This window comes from Streptomyces sp. NPDC050287 (assembly GCF_044459385.1).
In the GTDB taxonomy this organism is placed as follows: Bacteria; Actinomycetota; Actinomycetes; order Streptomycetales; family Streptomycetaceae; genus Streptomyces.
The window spans coordinates 1-12,984 of sequence record NZ_JBITIY010000027.1; the positions used below are offsets into that span (position 1 = coordinate 1).

Annotated in this window: 10 protein-coding genes and 1 pseudogene; 5 read left to right on the forward strand and 6 right to left on the reverse strand. The window is 69.0% G+C overall.

Translation table 11 applies throughout. The annotated features are described in order from the left end of the window. The 6 genes from ACIBK3_RS45315 to ACIBK3_RS45340 all read right to left on the reverse strand — a co-directional run. The coding region (locus tag ACIBK3_RS45315; protein WP_399374428.1) for an FGGY family carbohydrate kinase at nt 1–923 on the reverse strand (923 nt) is incomplete at its 3' end. Between the two features lie 99 nt (nt 924–1,022). After that, complete coding sequence (locus ACIBK3_RS45320) at nt 1,023–3,071, reverse strand: RICIN domain-containing protein (protein ID WP_399374429.1); 2,049 nt, start codon at nt 3,069–3,071, stop codon at nt 1,023–1,025. Nucleotides 3,072–3,163: 92 nt separating this feature from the next. Next, nucleotides 3,164–4,684: an alpha-N-arabinofuranosidase gene (locus tag ACIBK3_RS45325; protein ID WP_399374431.1), complete on the reverse strand. Its 1,521-nt coding sequence runs from the start codon at nt 4,682–4,684 to the stop codon at nt 3,164–3,166. A 197-nt stretch (nt 4,685–4,881) separates the two neighbouring features. Next, nucleotides 4,882–5,787, reverse strand: a complete 906-nt coding sequence (locus tag ACIBK3_RS45330) for a carbohydrate ABC transporter permease (protein WP_399374433.1) — start codon at nt 5,785–5,787, stop codon at nt 4,882–4,884. Next, the gene (locus tag ACIBK3_RS45335; RefSeq protein WP_399374435.1) at nt 5,784–6,785 is read right to left on the reverse strand and encodes a carbohydrate ABC transporter permease; all 1,002 of its coding nucleotides are present in this window, start codon (nt 6,783–6,785) and stop codon (nt 5,784–5,786) included. Before ACIBK3_RS45335 ends, ACIBK3_RS45330 begins: the two co-directional genes overlap by 4 nt. 193 nt (nt 6,786–6,978) lie before the next feature. After that, nucleotides 6,979–8,334 (reverse strand): ABC transporter substrate-binding protein, encoded by a 1,356-nt coding sequence (locus tag ACIBK3_RS45340; RefSeq protein ID WP_399374436.1) that lies wholly within the window; start codon nt 8,332–8,334, stop codon nt 6,979–6,981. A 469-nt stretch (nt 8,335–8,803) separates the two neighbouring features. Between ACIBK3_RS45340 and ACIBK3_RS45345 the strand changes: the two genes are divergently transcribed. The 5 genes and pseudogenes from ACIBK3_RS45345 to ACIBK3_RS45365 form a co-directional block, all read left to right on the forward strand. Then, nucleotides 8,804–9,862: a LacI family DNA-binding transcriptional regulator gene (locus ACIBK3_RS45345; RefSeq protein ID WP_399374438.1), complete on the forward strand. Its 1,059-nt coding sequence runs from the start codon at nt 8,804–8,806 to the stop codon at nt 9,860–9,862. Between the two features lie 270 nt (nt 9,863–10,132). Further along, nucleotides 10,133–10,396: a hypothetical protein gene (locus tag ACIBK3_RS45350; RefSeq protein ID WP_399374439.1), complete on the forward strand. Its 264-nt coding sequence runs from the start codon at nt 10,133–10,135 to the stop codon at nt 10,394–10,396. After that, a complete protein-coding gene (locus ACIBK3_RS45355; RefSeq protein WP_399374441.1) occupies nt 10,393–10,764 on the forward strand; it encodes a hypothetical protein in 372 nt (123 codons plus the stop codon). The genes ACIBK3_RS45350 and ACIBK3_RS45355 overlap by 4 nt, the downstream gene beginning before the upstream one ends. 325 nt (nt 10,765–11,089) lie before the next feature. After that, entirely contained in the window at nt 11,090–12,610 is a 1,521-nt protein-coding gene (locus ACIBK3_RS45360) for an aldehyde dehydrogenase family protein (RefSeq protein ID WP_399374442.1), read from the forward strand. Nucleotides 12,611–12,623: 13 nt separating this feature from the next. Beyond that, nucleotides 12,624–12,941: pseudogene (locus ACIBK3_RS45365) on the forward strand (DUF779 domain-containing protein); the annotation flags it as partial. Nucleotides 12,942–12,984: the final 43 nt, after the last annotated feature.

Genomic DNA, 12,984 nt, shown 5'->3' on the forward strand with positions numbered 1-12,984 from the left:
ATCACATGACAGGTGGAGGTGCCCATGATGGCCACCATCCGGCCGGGCTCCACCGCCTTCGCCGCGGGCGCCGTCACATGCGCGTCGACGTTGCCGACGCAGACCGTGACGCCCTCCGGCAGGCCCGTCCAGGCGGCGGCCTCGGCCGTCAACGTGCCAGCCGCCTCGCCCAGTTGGGCGATCGGCTGCTCCAGCTTGGCGGTCACGAAGTCCGCGAAGGCGGGATTCAGTGCCGCCAGGTATTCGGGGGACGGGTAGGCGCCGTCCTGCAACTGGCCCTTGTATCCGGCGGTGCAGGCGTTGCGGACGTACGTACCGCACAGGCGCCACACGATCCAGTCCGCGGCCTCCAACCAGCGCTCGGTGCGGCGATAGACCTCCGGGTCCTCCTCCAGCACCTGAAGCGCCTTGGCGAACTCCCACTCCGAGGAGATCCGGCCGCCGTAGCGTGCCAGCCAGTTCTCCTTCCGTTCCTCGGCCAGGGCCGTGATGCGGTCGGCCTGTGCCTGGGCGGCGTGGTGGCGCCACAGTTTGGGGTAGGCGTGCGGGCGGTCGATGAGGCCGGGCAGTTCGCACAGCGGTGTGCCGTCGTCGAGGGCCGGCAGGACCGTACAGGCGGTGAAGTCGGTGCCGATGGCGATGACCTGGTCCGGGCGTACACCGGACCGGGCCACCGCCTCGGGTACGGCGGTGCGCAGGACGTCGATGTAGTCCGAGGGGACCTGCAGGGCCCAGTCGGGCGGCAGCCGGGTGCCGCCCGGGAGTTCGCGGTCGAGGACGGCGTGCGTGTAGGGGTGCTCGGCCGCCGCCAGTTCGGCGCCGTCACGGACGCGGACCACCACGGCCCGGCCCGACAGGGTGCCGAAGTCGACGCCGACGACGTACGTTTCGGCGTTGTTCCGTTCGTCCTGTGCTTCAGTCACGGTCGGCGTCTTTCTGTGGGGCTGTGGACAGGGCTGTGCCGGCGGGCCCGGGAGACGACCCGGGCCCGCGGCGTCAGGGGATGGTCGGGGCGGGGTGGGTCAGTTGACCCGGACCACCTGCCAGAGTTCGTCATCGGCACCGTTGTCCGCCGACTGAACGATCAGCGCTCCGTTGGCGGTGGAGGCGGAGGCGACGTCCGCCACCAGTCCGCTGCCGGTGTCGACGAGCTTGTAGTAGCCGCCGCCCGCGTCCGTCAGCGTCCACTTCTGGGATCCGGCGGTCGAGGCCGTGTTCTGGACGACGGCCGCGCCGGACGAGGTCGAGCCGTTGCTGATGTCGAGGTTCAGACCGCTGTTGACGTTCTTCACGGTCCACGAGCCGCCGCTCTGCGCCTGGAAGGTCCACCACTGGCAGTCGTTGGCGGTGTTCTGCCACTGGCCCGCCTGCTTGCCCACGGTGGTGGAGGCGCCGGGGATCTCCAGGTACCGGCCGCTGTTCTTGTTGACCAGGACGTACTGGCCGGTGGACAGGTTCGGCAGGGCGGTCTGGGTGAGGTTCCAGCGCTGGCAGGCGCAGCCGGTCGCGGCCCACTGTCCGGCGGCCGTGCCGACGGTGGTGGAGGCGCTGGGGATCTCCAGGTACTTGCTGCTGATCCTGTTGATCGCGGTGAAGCCGCCCGCCGGGTCCGGGGCGACGGCCCACTCGTGGTCGAGGGTGCCGTTGTCGTCCCACTGGAGGACCTTGGCGCCGTTGGCGGTGGACTGGTTCTGCACGCCCAGGACCTTGCCGCTGGCCACGTTGAAGATCTTGAAGTAGCCGGACGTCTGCTGGACGAACTTCCACTTCTGGTCGCTCGCGTTGTCGGCGTTCTGCTGGGTGGCGTTGACCCCGTTGGTGGTGGAGCCGCCCGCGATGCTCAGCATCAGGTGGCTGTTGGCGTTCGACGCGGTGTAGGTGGCGCCGTCCGAGATGCCGCCGCCCAGGTCGATGGTGCCGTACGTGACGGGGTTGAGGCCGGTGCTGGTGAGGTGGCCGCCGCTGAGGACCAGCAGGCTGTGGCCGTCCGCCAGCGGGAGCAGGCCGCGGCTGTAGCCGCCGGGGACGGTGGAGGCGATCCGCGTCCAGGTGTTCGCCGCGCCGTTCTGGGTGTTCAGGAACAGGTCGTCGCTGCTGTTGGCGCTGACCACGAGGGTGCCGTTGGCGCCGCCGGTGGGCAGCCAGGTGATGTACGGGGAGCTCTTGGGCTGGGTGCCGTCGGTCGCCTTCAGCGGGATGCCGGTGGCGGAACCGAAGGCCTCCGGGTCGGAGGACGTCTTGTAGTAGACGGCGAAGCCGCCTTCGGGGGCGCCCCAGAACTCGTACGTCATCACGTAGGTGCCGTTGGGGAGCTTGGCGACGACGGGCATGCCCGGGCGGTCGCCGTACGTCGACGTGGCCACGTCGTCGACGACGGAACCCCAGGTCAGGCCGTCCGTGGAGACCTGGTGGACGATCTTCTGGCCGTGGTTCGGGTCGCGCTGGTCGGAGTAGTAGACGATCAGCTTGTTGCCGGACACCATCAGGAACGGCTCCCACACCGGGGTCTGGCCGTTGCTGGGGTCGGCCTTGCCGCCTTGGGCGATGGAGCTGACGTACGACCAGGTGGCGCCGTGGTCGGTGCTGGCGTACAGGTCGAGTTCGGTCGTCGACAGGTCGCTGGGGATGGAGTTGCCGGCGGCGAGGATCGTACCGGCCGGGAAGCTGCCGACCTGCGTGGGCAGTTCGTAGAGGAACGGCTGGTAGCGCATGCCGAAGCCGTTGTGGGTGTCGCTGATGCTGGAGATCTGCGTCCAGCTGTTGCCGTTGTCGGTGCTGCGGTAGACCGGGAAGACAGGGGTGCCCGAGCTGTACTGCTCGAACGTGGAGAGCAGGGTGCCGTCGGAGGAACCGCTGTACTGCAGGCGCACCGCTCGCGGGTAGAGCGAGCCCGGGGACGGCGCGCCCGACGGCGGGGTGTACATCGTCTGTGAGGCGCGGGCGACAGCGTGCGCCTGGCCCGAGGCGGGGAGGACGAGCGCGACGGCTGCTGCGAGAAGGGCCAGGAGAAACGTCACTGCGTAGGTGCGGGGAACGGCGCGGAGTCTGGCGCCTTCCGTGGTGGTGGACATGTGCGGCTCCCATAACTGTCAGGGGGGAGGTGGTGCTGGGCAGCCGCCGCTCCCGGAACCGGCCCGGTGCGGGAGCGACGGTGTCACGGGGGTCAGACGGCGCGGCGCAGCCGGATGACGTTCCAGGAGACGGGCTGAAGGTGTACGGCGAGACGGCCGTCGACGACCGGCGCGGTGTCGATGGCGCGTGGGCTGACCCGGTCGGGGTCCTGCTGGGTGTTGGTGGCGCTGAGGTCCGGGTCGCTGAGCACCGAGTGCTCCACCACGGCGTATCCAGGGAACGCCCTCAGATCCAGGGCGAGTTCGACGGACTCACCCTGGTGCCGGTTGACGGCGAACACGGTCAGCTCGTCGGCCCCCTCTCCCCCGGCGACGTGCGTGGCGACGGCGTCGACGACGGGTACCTCGCCGAAGCGGGCCGTGTCGTACACCGGCGTGACCGGCTCCACCCTGAGGACGGTGCCGCGGGCATGGCGGGCGGCCTGGGCGAAGGGGTGGAAGGTGGTCTGGCGCCAGCTGGGGCCGCCGGCCTCGCTGCGGATGGGCGCGATGACGTTGACGAGCTGGGCGAGGCAGGCGGCGGTGACGCGGTCACTGTTGCGCAGCAGGCTGATCAGCAGCCCGCCTACGACGACGGCGTCCGCGACGTTGTACTCGTCCTCGATGACGCGCGGGGCGACGGCCCAGTCGGCAGGCTTGTCCTGCCCCTCGAAGCGGGACTGGTACCAGACGTTCCACTCGTCGAAGGACAGGTTGATCCGCTTCTTCTTGCGCTGCTTGGCCCGGATGTGGTCGGCGGTGGCGACCACCGACTCCACGAACCTGTCCATGTCGACGGCCGACGCGAGGAAACTGCCCAGGTCGCCGTCGACTTCCTCGTAGTAGGCGTGGCAGGAGATGTAGTCGACCTGGTCGTACGCCTCTTCCAGGACGGTGGCCTCCCAGGCGCCGAAGGTCGGCATGGAGGAGCTGGAGCTGCCGCAGGCCACCAGTTCCAGGCCGGGGTCGACCATGCGCAGGGCCCGGCCGGTCTCGGCGGCCAGGCGGCCGTACTCCGCGGCGGTCTTGTGGCCGGTCTGCCAGGGGCCGTCCATCTCGTTGCCCAGGCACCACATCCCGATACCGAAGGGGTCCCGGGCGCCGTTCTTGATCCGCTGGTCGGACCAGGCGGTTCCGCCGGGGTGGTTGCAGTACTCCAGCAGGTCCAGGGCCTCCTGGACACCGCGGGTGCCGAGGTTGAGGGCCATCATCGGCTCGACGCCGGCCTTGGCGGCCCAGGAGTGGAACTCGTGCAGGCCGAAGGCGTTGGTCTCGGTGCTGTGCCAGGCGAGGTCGAGACGGGTGGGGCGCTCGGCCACCGGTCCGACGCTGTCCTCCCAGCGGAAGCCGGAGACGAAGTTGCCGCCCGGGTAGCGGACGGTGGTCACTCCCAGCTCGCGGACCAGGTCCAGTACGTCGCGGCGCAGGCCGTCCTCGTCGGCGTACGGGTGGCCGGGCTCGTAGATGCCGGTGTAGACGCATCGGCCCATGTGCTCGACGAACGAGCCGAAGGTGCGGGGGCTGACGTCGGCGACCCGGAAAGCGGGGTCGACGGTCAGGGAGGCGTGCAGCATGAATCGCTCCGGGAGAACGGGAGAAGGCGCGCGGGGAGGACCGCGGGGCGGCGGCCGGCGCGGGAGGAGAGGCAGGAAAGGCAGGAAAGGCAAAAGAGGGAGGAGGGGAGGAAAGAAGGAGGGGAGCAAAGGAGAGGAACGCGCGGGAGTAAGTCCGGGCGCGCCGACGTCACTTGAGCGGTGTCACCTGAGCGTCCTCACTTGAGGCTGCCGACGGTCAACCCGCCGCGCCAGTACCGCTGGAGCAGGAGGAAGGCGAGGATCAGCGGCAGGATCGCCACCAGCGAGCCCACGACGACCAGCGTGAACAGCGCGTTGGCGCCACTCTGCACCATCGCGCCGGCGTACCAGGACTGCAGGCCGACGGTGAGCGGGAACAGCTTGTCGTTGTTGAGCATCACCAGCGGCAGGAAGAAGTTGTTCCAGGTGCCGACCATGGAGAACAGCAGCACCGTCACCAGCGCGGGTTTCAGCGTGGGCAGCGCGACGTTGAACAGCACGCGCAGCTCGCCGGCCCCGTCGACGCGGGCCGCCTCCAGCAGTTCGTCCGGCAGGGAGTCCTGGACGTACACCCGCACCAGGTACACACCGAACGGGTTGAGCAGCGAGGGCAGGATGACCGCCCACATGGTGTCCGTCAGGGCCACCTTGCTCAGCAGCAGATAGGTGGGGATGGCCAGCGCGGTCGCGGGGACCATGATCGCGCCGAGCAGGCTGGAGAACAGCAGGTTCCGGCCGGGGAAGCGGTACTTGGCGAAGGCGTAGCCCGCGAAAGTGGCCACCGCGGTGGCGCCGACGCCGCTGACACCGGCGTAGACGACGGTGTTGCCCATCCAGCGCAGGTACTCGCCGTCGTTGTACGTGAACAGCTGCCGGAGGTTGTCCACGATGGAGCCCGGCGAGTGGAACCACAGGGCCGCGGTGGAGAACAGCGCGTCGTTGTTCTTGGTGGCGGCGACGAGCAGCCACCAGAACGGCATCAGGAAGTAGAGGATCATCGCCACCATCACCACGTTGACGGTGACGCGCCCCTTGGAGACGCGCGGCTTGCGGCGCGCGTGGTGGGTGGCGGGGACGGCTGGGGTGGCTACGGCGGTCGTCACTTCAGTCCGCTCCTTCGGCGCGCGGCGAACAGGAACAGGTAGGAGCCGACGAAGACCACCGCGCCCAGGGCGAAGGAGATCGCGGCGGAGTAGTTGAACTCGGAGTACTGGAAGGCGAGGTTGTAGGCGTAGAGGTTCGGCGTGTAGTCCGGGGTGATCACCGAGGAAGCGATGGGCCTGAGGACCCGCGGCTCGGTGAAGAACTGGAGCGTGCCGATGATGGTGAACATCAGCGTGAGCACCAGCGCCGAGGACACCATCGGGATCTTGATGCGCAGGGCCGTCTGCACCGGACCGGCTCCGTCGAGCTTCGCCGCCTCGTAGACCTCGCGGGGCAGGCCCTGCAGGGCCGCGTACAGGACGATCATGTTGTAGCCGGTCCACTGCCAGGTCACGATGTTGCCCAGCGAGGTCAGCATCAGGCTGTGGGAGAGCAGGTTGACCGAGCCCAGGCCCAGCGCGTGGGTGAGCGACTGGACGGGGCCGAAGGTCGGGCTGTACAGGAAGCCCCACATCAGGGCGCCGATCACCGCGGGCACGGCGTACGGCATGAACAGGGTCATCCGGAAGACCTTGGCGAGGCGGCTGGTGACCTCGTCGATGAGCAGGGCTCCGACCAGCGCGAGCCCCAGCATGAGGGGGATCTGTACGACGCCGAAGAGCGCCACCCGTGCCAGGCCGGACAGGAACTGGTGGTCGGTGAACGCCTGCTGGTAGTTGGCGAACCAGCTGAAGTGGTCGCCGCCGACCAGGGTGGAGGTGCGCAGGCTCAGCCAGAAGGCGTAGCCGAGCGGGGCCACCAGGAAGGCGAGGAACAGCAGGGTGAACGGGGTGACCAGGAACAGGCCCATCAGCTGGTGCCGGGCGCGGGAGGACAGCCGTCCGGTACGCGGTCCGGCACTCCCGCCGGCCGTCACGGTGCCACGGCCCCTGCGGACCGGTGTGTCAGGGGGCGCGGCCGCGGCGGCCGCGGCGGATCCCTGCCTGAGCAGGCTCATCAACATCTCCTAGCGGGTCTGGATGCCCCCGCCGACGACTGGCACGGACGGATCGCGTCGGCGGGGGCGGTACAAGCGGGTACTGCGGCTGCCGCGGGGTACTGCGACTGCTTCGGGCACTGCGACTGCCTCGGGCACTTCAGCTGCCGCGAGTACTGCGGCTGCCGCGAGTACTGCGGCTGCCGCGAGCGGGCTACTTGCTGACCTTGAAGCCCTGCTTGGACGCGTAGGAGGTCACCTGCTGCTGGACGTTGTCGGCGACGGACGACCACGGGGTCTGGCCCTGGATGGCCTTGCCCACCTCGGTGGTCTGGGTGTTGTAGGCGAAGTCCTGGAACGGGCTCCAGTCGAAGGTCCCGATGCCGTTGGCGGCGGGCACGAAGACCTTGTTGACCTGCTGGCCACCGAAGAAGGCGTACTTCTTGTCCTGGAAGTACGCGCCGTTGAGGACCGGGTTGACGGTCGGGAACAGGTAGGCCTGGTCGATGCCGATCTTCCAGGCCTCCTGCGAGGTGCCGAACAGCTCCCGGGCGACCTCGGTGGCCTCCTTGGGGTGCTGGGTCTTGCTGGTCACCGAGAAGGCCGAACCGCCCCAGTCGCCCTGGGCGCTGCCACCGGCCGTCCACTGCGGCAGCGGGGCCGCGCGCCACTTGCCCGCGGTCTTCTTCGCCACGCTGGAGAGATAGCCGGGGCCCCAGCCGGCGGCCAGGTAGGTGGCGTACTTGCCGGTGCTGAGCCCGTTGTAGAAGTCGGTGGTCGCGTACGACGCGGTGTCGACGAGCTTGTTCTTCACCAGGTCGCCCCAGTAGTCGTACACCTGCTTGGCACCGGCGTCGTTCAGCTTGACGCCGATGTCGGGCAGCTTGCTCGCCGAGTAGTCGTAGGGGCGGGCGCCGGCCTGCCACTGCAGGCCCTGGAGCCAGCCCGCGGCCGTCTCGTCGCTGCCGAAGTCGGTCATGTACGCGTTCGGGTTCGCCTTGTGCAGCTTGGCGGCCTCGTCCTTGTACTCGGCCCAGGTGGTCGGGATCTTCAGGCCGTACTTCTTGAAGATGTCCGCCCGGTAGAGCATCGCCATGGGGCCGGCGTCGACCGGGATCGCGTAGACGTGGTCACCGTCGGAGACCTGCTTCCAGGCCCAGTCCACGTAGTCGCCCTTGTCGTCGTTCGCGCCGTACTTGCTCATGTCGAGCAGGCCCTTGGTGAGCTGGATGGTCGGCAGCTCCTGGAACTCCAGCATCACGACGTCGGGTGCGCCCTGCCCGGCCTTGAGCGCCGTCTTCAGCTTGGTGTACTCGTCCTGGCCGACGCCGGCCTGCACCCAGTCGACCTGGACGTCCTTGTGCGTCTTGTTGAACTGGGCCACGACCTGCTTGAACTGGGGGTACCACGCCCACACCTTGATGTGCACGGGGCCGTTCCCGGCAGCACCCGAACCGCTGCCGCCGCCACTGCCACCACCGCAGGCGGCGAGGAGCGTCGTCGCGACGGCGGCGGACACCACCGCGGTGGCGACCCGGCGGACGGAAGGGAGCTTTCTGCTGGCAGACATGGGCGTTCTCCTGGTGAGGTACTGGGGAGCGAGGGAGTGGGGAGAAGCGGTACGAGGCGTGCGGAGCAGCGGTACGAGGCGCGAGGGGAAGCGGTACGAGGGTGTGCTGGACCGGCGGTTCGGCCAGGCACCGCTGGTGCGACGGAGAGCAGTTGTGTTCGAAGACGGTCGTGTTCGAAATGCCGGACGTGGTCCGGGTGTTGGGCCGGAGACAGGCGGCGTTCCTGTCACCGGTCGGCCAATGACCCTGCGATGAGGGGACGTGCGCCGCGCCGGGGGTTTGCCTCGGTCGCGGAGAGGGGTGCTGCATGATCACGCAGCCGGATCGGCTCTGCTACGCTTTTGCAGCGCTGCAGAAGTGTTAACCAGGAAGTTGCTGCGCTGCAATAGGTAACTTCATGGAAACTTCAAAAAAAGCTTCAACAACCGGAACCCAGCAGATCCCGACAGATCAGACAAAAGGTGAGCCATGGGAAGAGGCGTAACACTTCGCGACGTGGCGGAACGTGCCGGCGTCTCCAGCCGTACCGTGTCCAACGTCGTCAACGGCTACGCACCGGTCGCCGAGGCCACCCGCGCCCGGGTGCAGCAGGCGGTGGACGAGCTCGGCTACCGGCCCAACGTGCTCGCCCGCAACCTCGCCGCCGGACGCTCCGGGCAGATCGCGGTGGTCGTGCCGTACCTGGACACGCCGTACTTCTCCGAACTGCTGCAGGGCATCATCCGCGCCGCCCGGATCCAGGGGTACAACGTCCTGATCGACCAGACCGACGGCGACGCCGAGCACGAGAAGCTGTTCCTCTCCCGCGGCTCCGAACGACTGCTCTTCGACGGGGTCATCTTCAGCCCGCTGGGCCTGGCCCAGGCGGACCTGGCCGGCCGCGACCCCAGCCTGCCCTTGGTCGTGCTCGGCGAGCGGGTCAGCGACGGCGGCTTCGACCACATCGGCATCGACGACGTCAGCGCGTCCCGGGAGGCCACCGAACACCTGATCGGTCTCGGCCGACGCCGTATAGCGGCGATCGGCGACCAGCCGTACCGCACCGGCGAGGCGGCCCAGCTGCGCACGCGGGGCTTCCGACTGGCCCACGAGCGCGCCGGGCTCCCCGTGCACGAGGAGCTCGTCGTCTCCACGCCACGCTTCAACCGCTCCGACGGCGCCGCCGCCATGGCCCACCTGCTCGATCTGGCGGAGCCCCCGGACGCGGTCTTCTGCTACAGCGACCTGGTCGCCCTGGGCGCCCTGCGCACCCTGGCCTCCCGCGGCCTGCGCGTCCCCGAGGACGTCGCCGTCGTCGGCTACGACGACATCGAGGACGGCCGGTACGCCAACCCGTCCGTCACGACGATCTCGCCGGACAAGAAGCTGATCGCCGAAACGGCGGTGGAGCGGCTGCTCATCCGGATCACCAGCTCAACTCCCGTACCGGGGCGGGAGATCCGGGCACCCCATCGGCTCGTCATCCGGGAGAGCACGGTGGGGCGGGAGGCCGCGACCGGGCGCGATGGGCATCAGGTGCCGCGATAGCCTGCCGAGGGGGACGGCGCCGGCCTCGTCGCTTCACTGAGCCGCTGGGCGCATCTGGAGCCCGCCTCGGATGTTCCGCGGGGTCATCCCCGCCATGGACCGCCCGGCCCCCTGATGTCTTATCGCCGATAAACGGGATGCCCTGCCAAGCTGGCGAGCGTCGACCGCCGAGAAACGCCAGCGACCGGGCCTCCAGGCTCTGGTAGGGCGCCGGCAGGGCCACTCTTCGAGCACAGGCACCGAAGCGGTATTCATTGGTATTCTCTGGTTATGGCTGACACCACGATCAAGATCGATGAAGGCACAAGAGATCGCCTTCGCACGCTGGCCGAAGAGCGCGGTCTGAGTACTCGTGCGTACGTGGAACGCGTTGTCGCGGCAACTCCCACCGAAGGCGAACGGGCCGAGCGGACGGCACGAGCGATCGCGTACGTCCGCGCGAACCTGCGGCCGGACCTGACCGATGAGGACGTGCGCGAGGCTCAGGCCTGGCGAGCGGAAATCGCCGCGGGTCGCTTGGGGGAGCGCCGTTGATCATCCTGGATCACACGGCGGTGGTCGCCCTGTGCAGGGGGCATCGCCTGCTGTCCGGACTGGCCGTGGTCGAGGTCGACGATCCGCTTCAGCGCGCGCATGTCCCCGCGTTGTGCCTGTTCGCGGCAAGCCAGGAACTACCTGGTGCGGCGGCGCACACGGGCGCGCTTCCCGGCTTGGAGTTCCTGCCTCTCGACTTCGCGGGTGCGGCAGCCGTGGAACAGGCGACTGTAGCGGGCGTCGACTGGCGGCACGCGCACGCGGTTTACGCCTCGGCGGCCGGCCAGGGCGAAGGTCAGGTACTGACGGCGACCCCGGAGGCGTACGACGGCACGGGTGTATGGGTGGTGGACATCGGCAAGCCGTGAGACCGGCCAGGACGGTACGCCTCACTCGGTGTTGAGACCGCGAACCCCTGCGCACGGACGGATTCCGGCCCGGATCTCTGTGGAGTTCCGGGCCTTCGTCGTTGCCGGCTTTCCGGGGGCTCGTAGGGGAACGCGTCCCGCAGGACGCCCTGCGCTCCTGCCCGCATCGCCCGGCCCCGCCGGTGCGCCCGAGATCGTAAGTAGGTACGGAACGGCCCCCTCCGCAGGGCCGTTCGGCCCCGGACGCCGGAGCCCGCGCGGACACACGATGTGAGCACCCCACTTGTCCCGCCAACGGGCAGCGGAAGAGAAATGAGGCACGGCCATGAGGTACGCAGCTCCGGGCGCAGAGGGCAGCCCCGTTCATGTCTCGCCGCGTTACGAGAACTTCATCGGCGGCAAGTGGGAGGCTCCCACCACCGGTGAGTACACGACGAACGTCAGCCCGGCCACCGGCCGGCCGATCTGTGAGGTCCCCAAGTCCGGGCCGGCGGACATCGAACTCGCCCTGGACGCGGCCCACTCCGCGAAGGAAGCGTGGGGCGGGGCCTCCCCGGCCGAGCGCGCCGCGGTGCTGAACGCGATCGCCGACGCCATCGACGCCAACGCCGAGATGCTCGCGGTCACCGAGAGCTGGGAGAACGGCAAGCCGGTCCGCGAGACGCTGGCCGCCGACATCCCGCTGGCCGCCGACCACTTCCGTTACTTCGCGGCGGCTGCGCGGTCCGAGGAGGGCTCGATCACCCAGATCGACAGGGAGACGGTGGCGTACCACTTCCGCGAGCCGCTGGGCGTGGTCGGTCAGATCATCCCGTTCAACTTCCCGCTGCTGATGGCCGCGTGGAAGATCGCCCCGGCGCTGGCGGCCGGCAACTGCACCGTCATCAAGCCCGCCTCGCCCACCCCGTGGTCGATCCTGAAGCTGATGGAAGTCATCGGCGACGTCGTGCCGCCGGGCGTCATCAATGTCGTCAACGGCCCCGGCGCGGAGATCGGCAAGGCGCTGGCCGCCAACAAGCGCATCGCCAAGATCTCCTTCACCGGCGAGACCGTCACCGGCCGGCTGATCATGCAGTACGCGGCACAGAACATCATCCCGGCCACGCTGGAGCTGGGCGGCAAGTCGCCGAACATCTTCTTCTCCGACGTCATGGCCACCGACGACAGTTTCCTGGACAAGGCCGTCGAGGGCCTGGTGCTGTACGCGTTCAACAAGGGTGAGGTGTGCACCTGCCCGTCCCGGGCGCTGATCCAGGAGGACATCTACGAGGAGTTCATGGCCCGCTGCCTGGCGCGGATCCGTGCCATCGAGCAGGGCGACCCGCTCGACACCGCGACCATGATCGGCCCGCAGGTCTCCCGGCAGCAGGTCGAGAAGATCGCCTCGTACGTGGAGATCGGGCTGAAGGAGGGCGCCGAGCTCCTGGCCGGCGGCCACCGCGCCGAGATCGGCGGCGACTTCGCGGACGGCTACTTCTTCGAGCCGACCGTCCTCAAGGGCCACAATAAGATGCGGGTCTTCCAGGAGGAGATCTTCGGGCCCGTGCTCGCGGTCACGACCTTCAAGGACGAGGCCGAGGCGCTGGAGATCGCCAACGACACCCTGTACGGCCTCGGGGCCGGGGTGTGGACCCGCGACGGCGACCGGGCGTACCGCATGGGCCGCGCGATCAAGGCGGGCCGGGTCTGGACGAACTGCTACCACCAGTACCCGGCGGGCGCGGCGTTCGGAGGCTACAAGGTCTCCGGCATCGGCCGCGAGAACCACAAGATGATGCTGGACCACTACAGCCAGACCAAGAACCTGCTGGTCAGCTACGGTACCCAGCCGCTCGGTCTGTTCTAGGGACGTGCCTGGCATGCCTGAGAACGGATACGCCGGGCGTGTTGTCGCCACTGCGGCGGCACGCAGGGCCATCGAGTCCCTGCGCGCCGCCACCGGGGGGCTGTTGATGTTCGTCCAGTCCGCCGGGTGCTGCGACGGGAGCGACCCGATGTGCTTCCGGGCCGGTGAACTGGCCGTCGGCGACGGCGACATGTTGCTCGCCGTCGTGGACTCCTGTCCCTTCTACATCGACGCCGACCAGTACCAGGCCCTCGGCCGCCCCCGCCTGATCCTCGACGTCGGGCCCGGTTCCCCGGGCGGTTTCTCCCTGGCGGCCGGGGACGGAACGCACTTCACGGCGCGAGTCGTCGCACCCAACCCTCACCTCACACCTA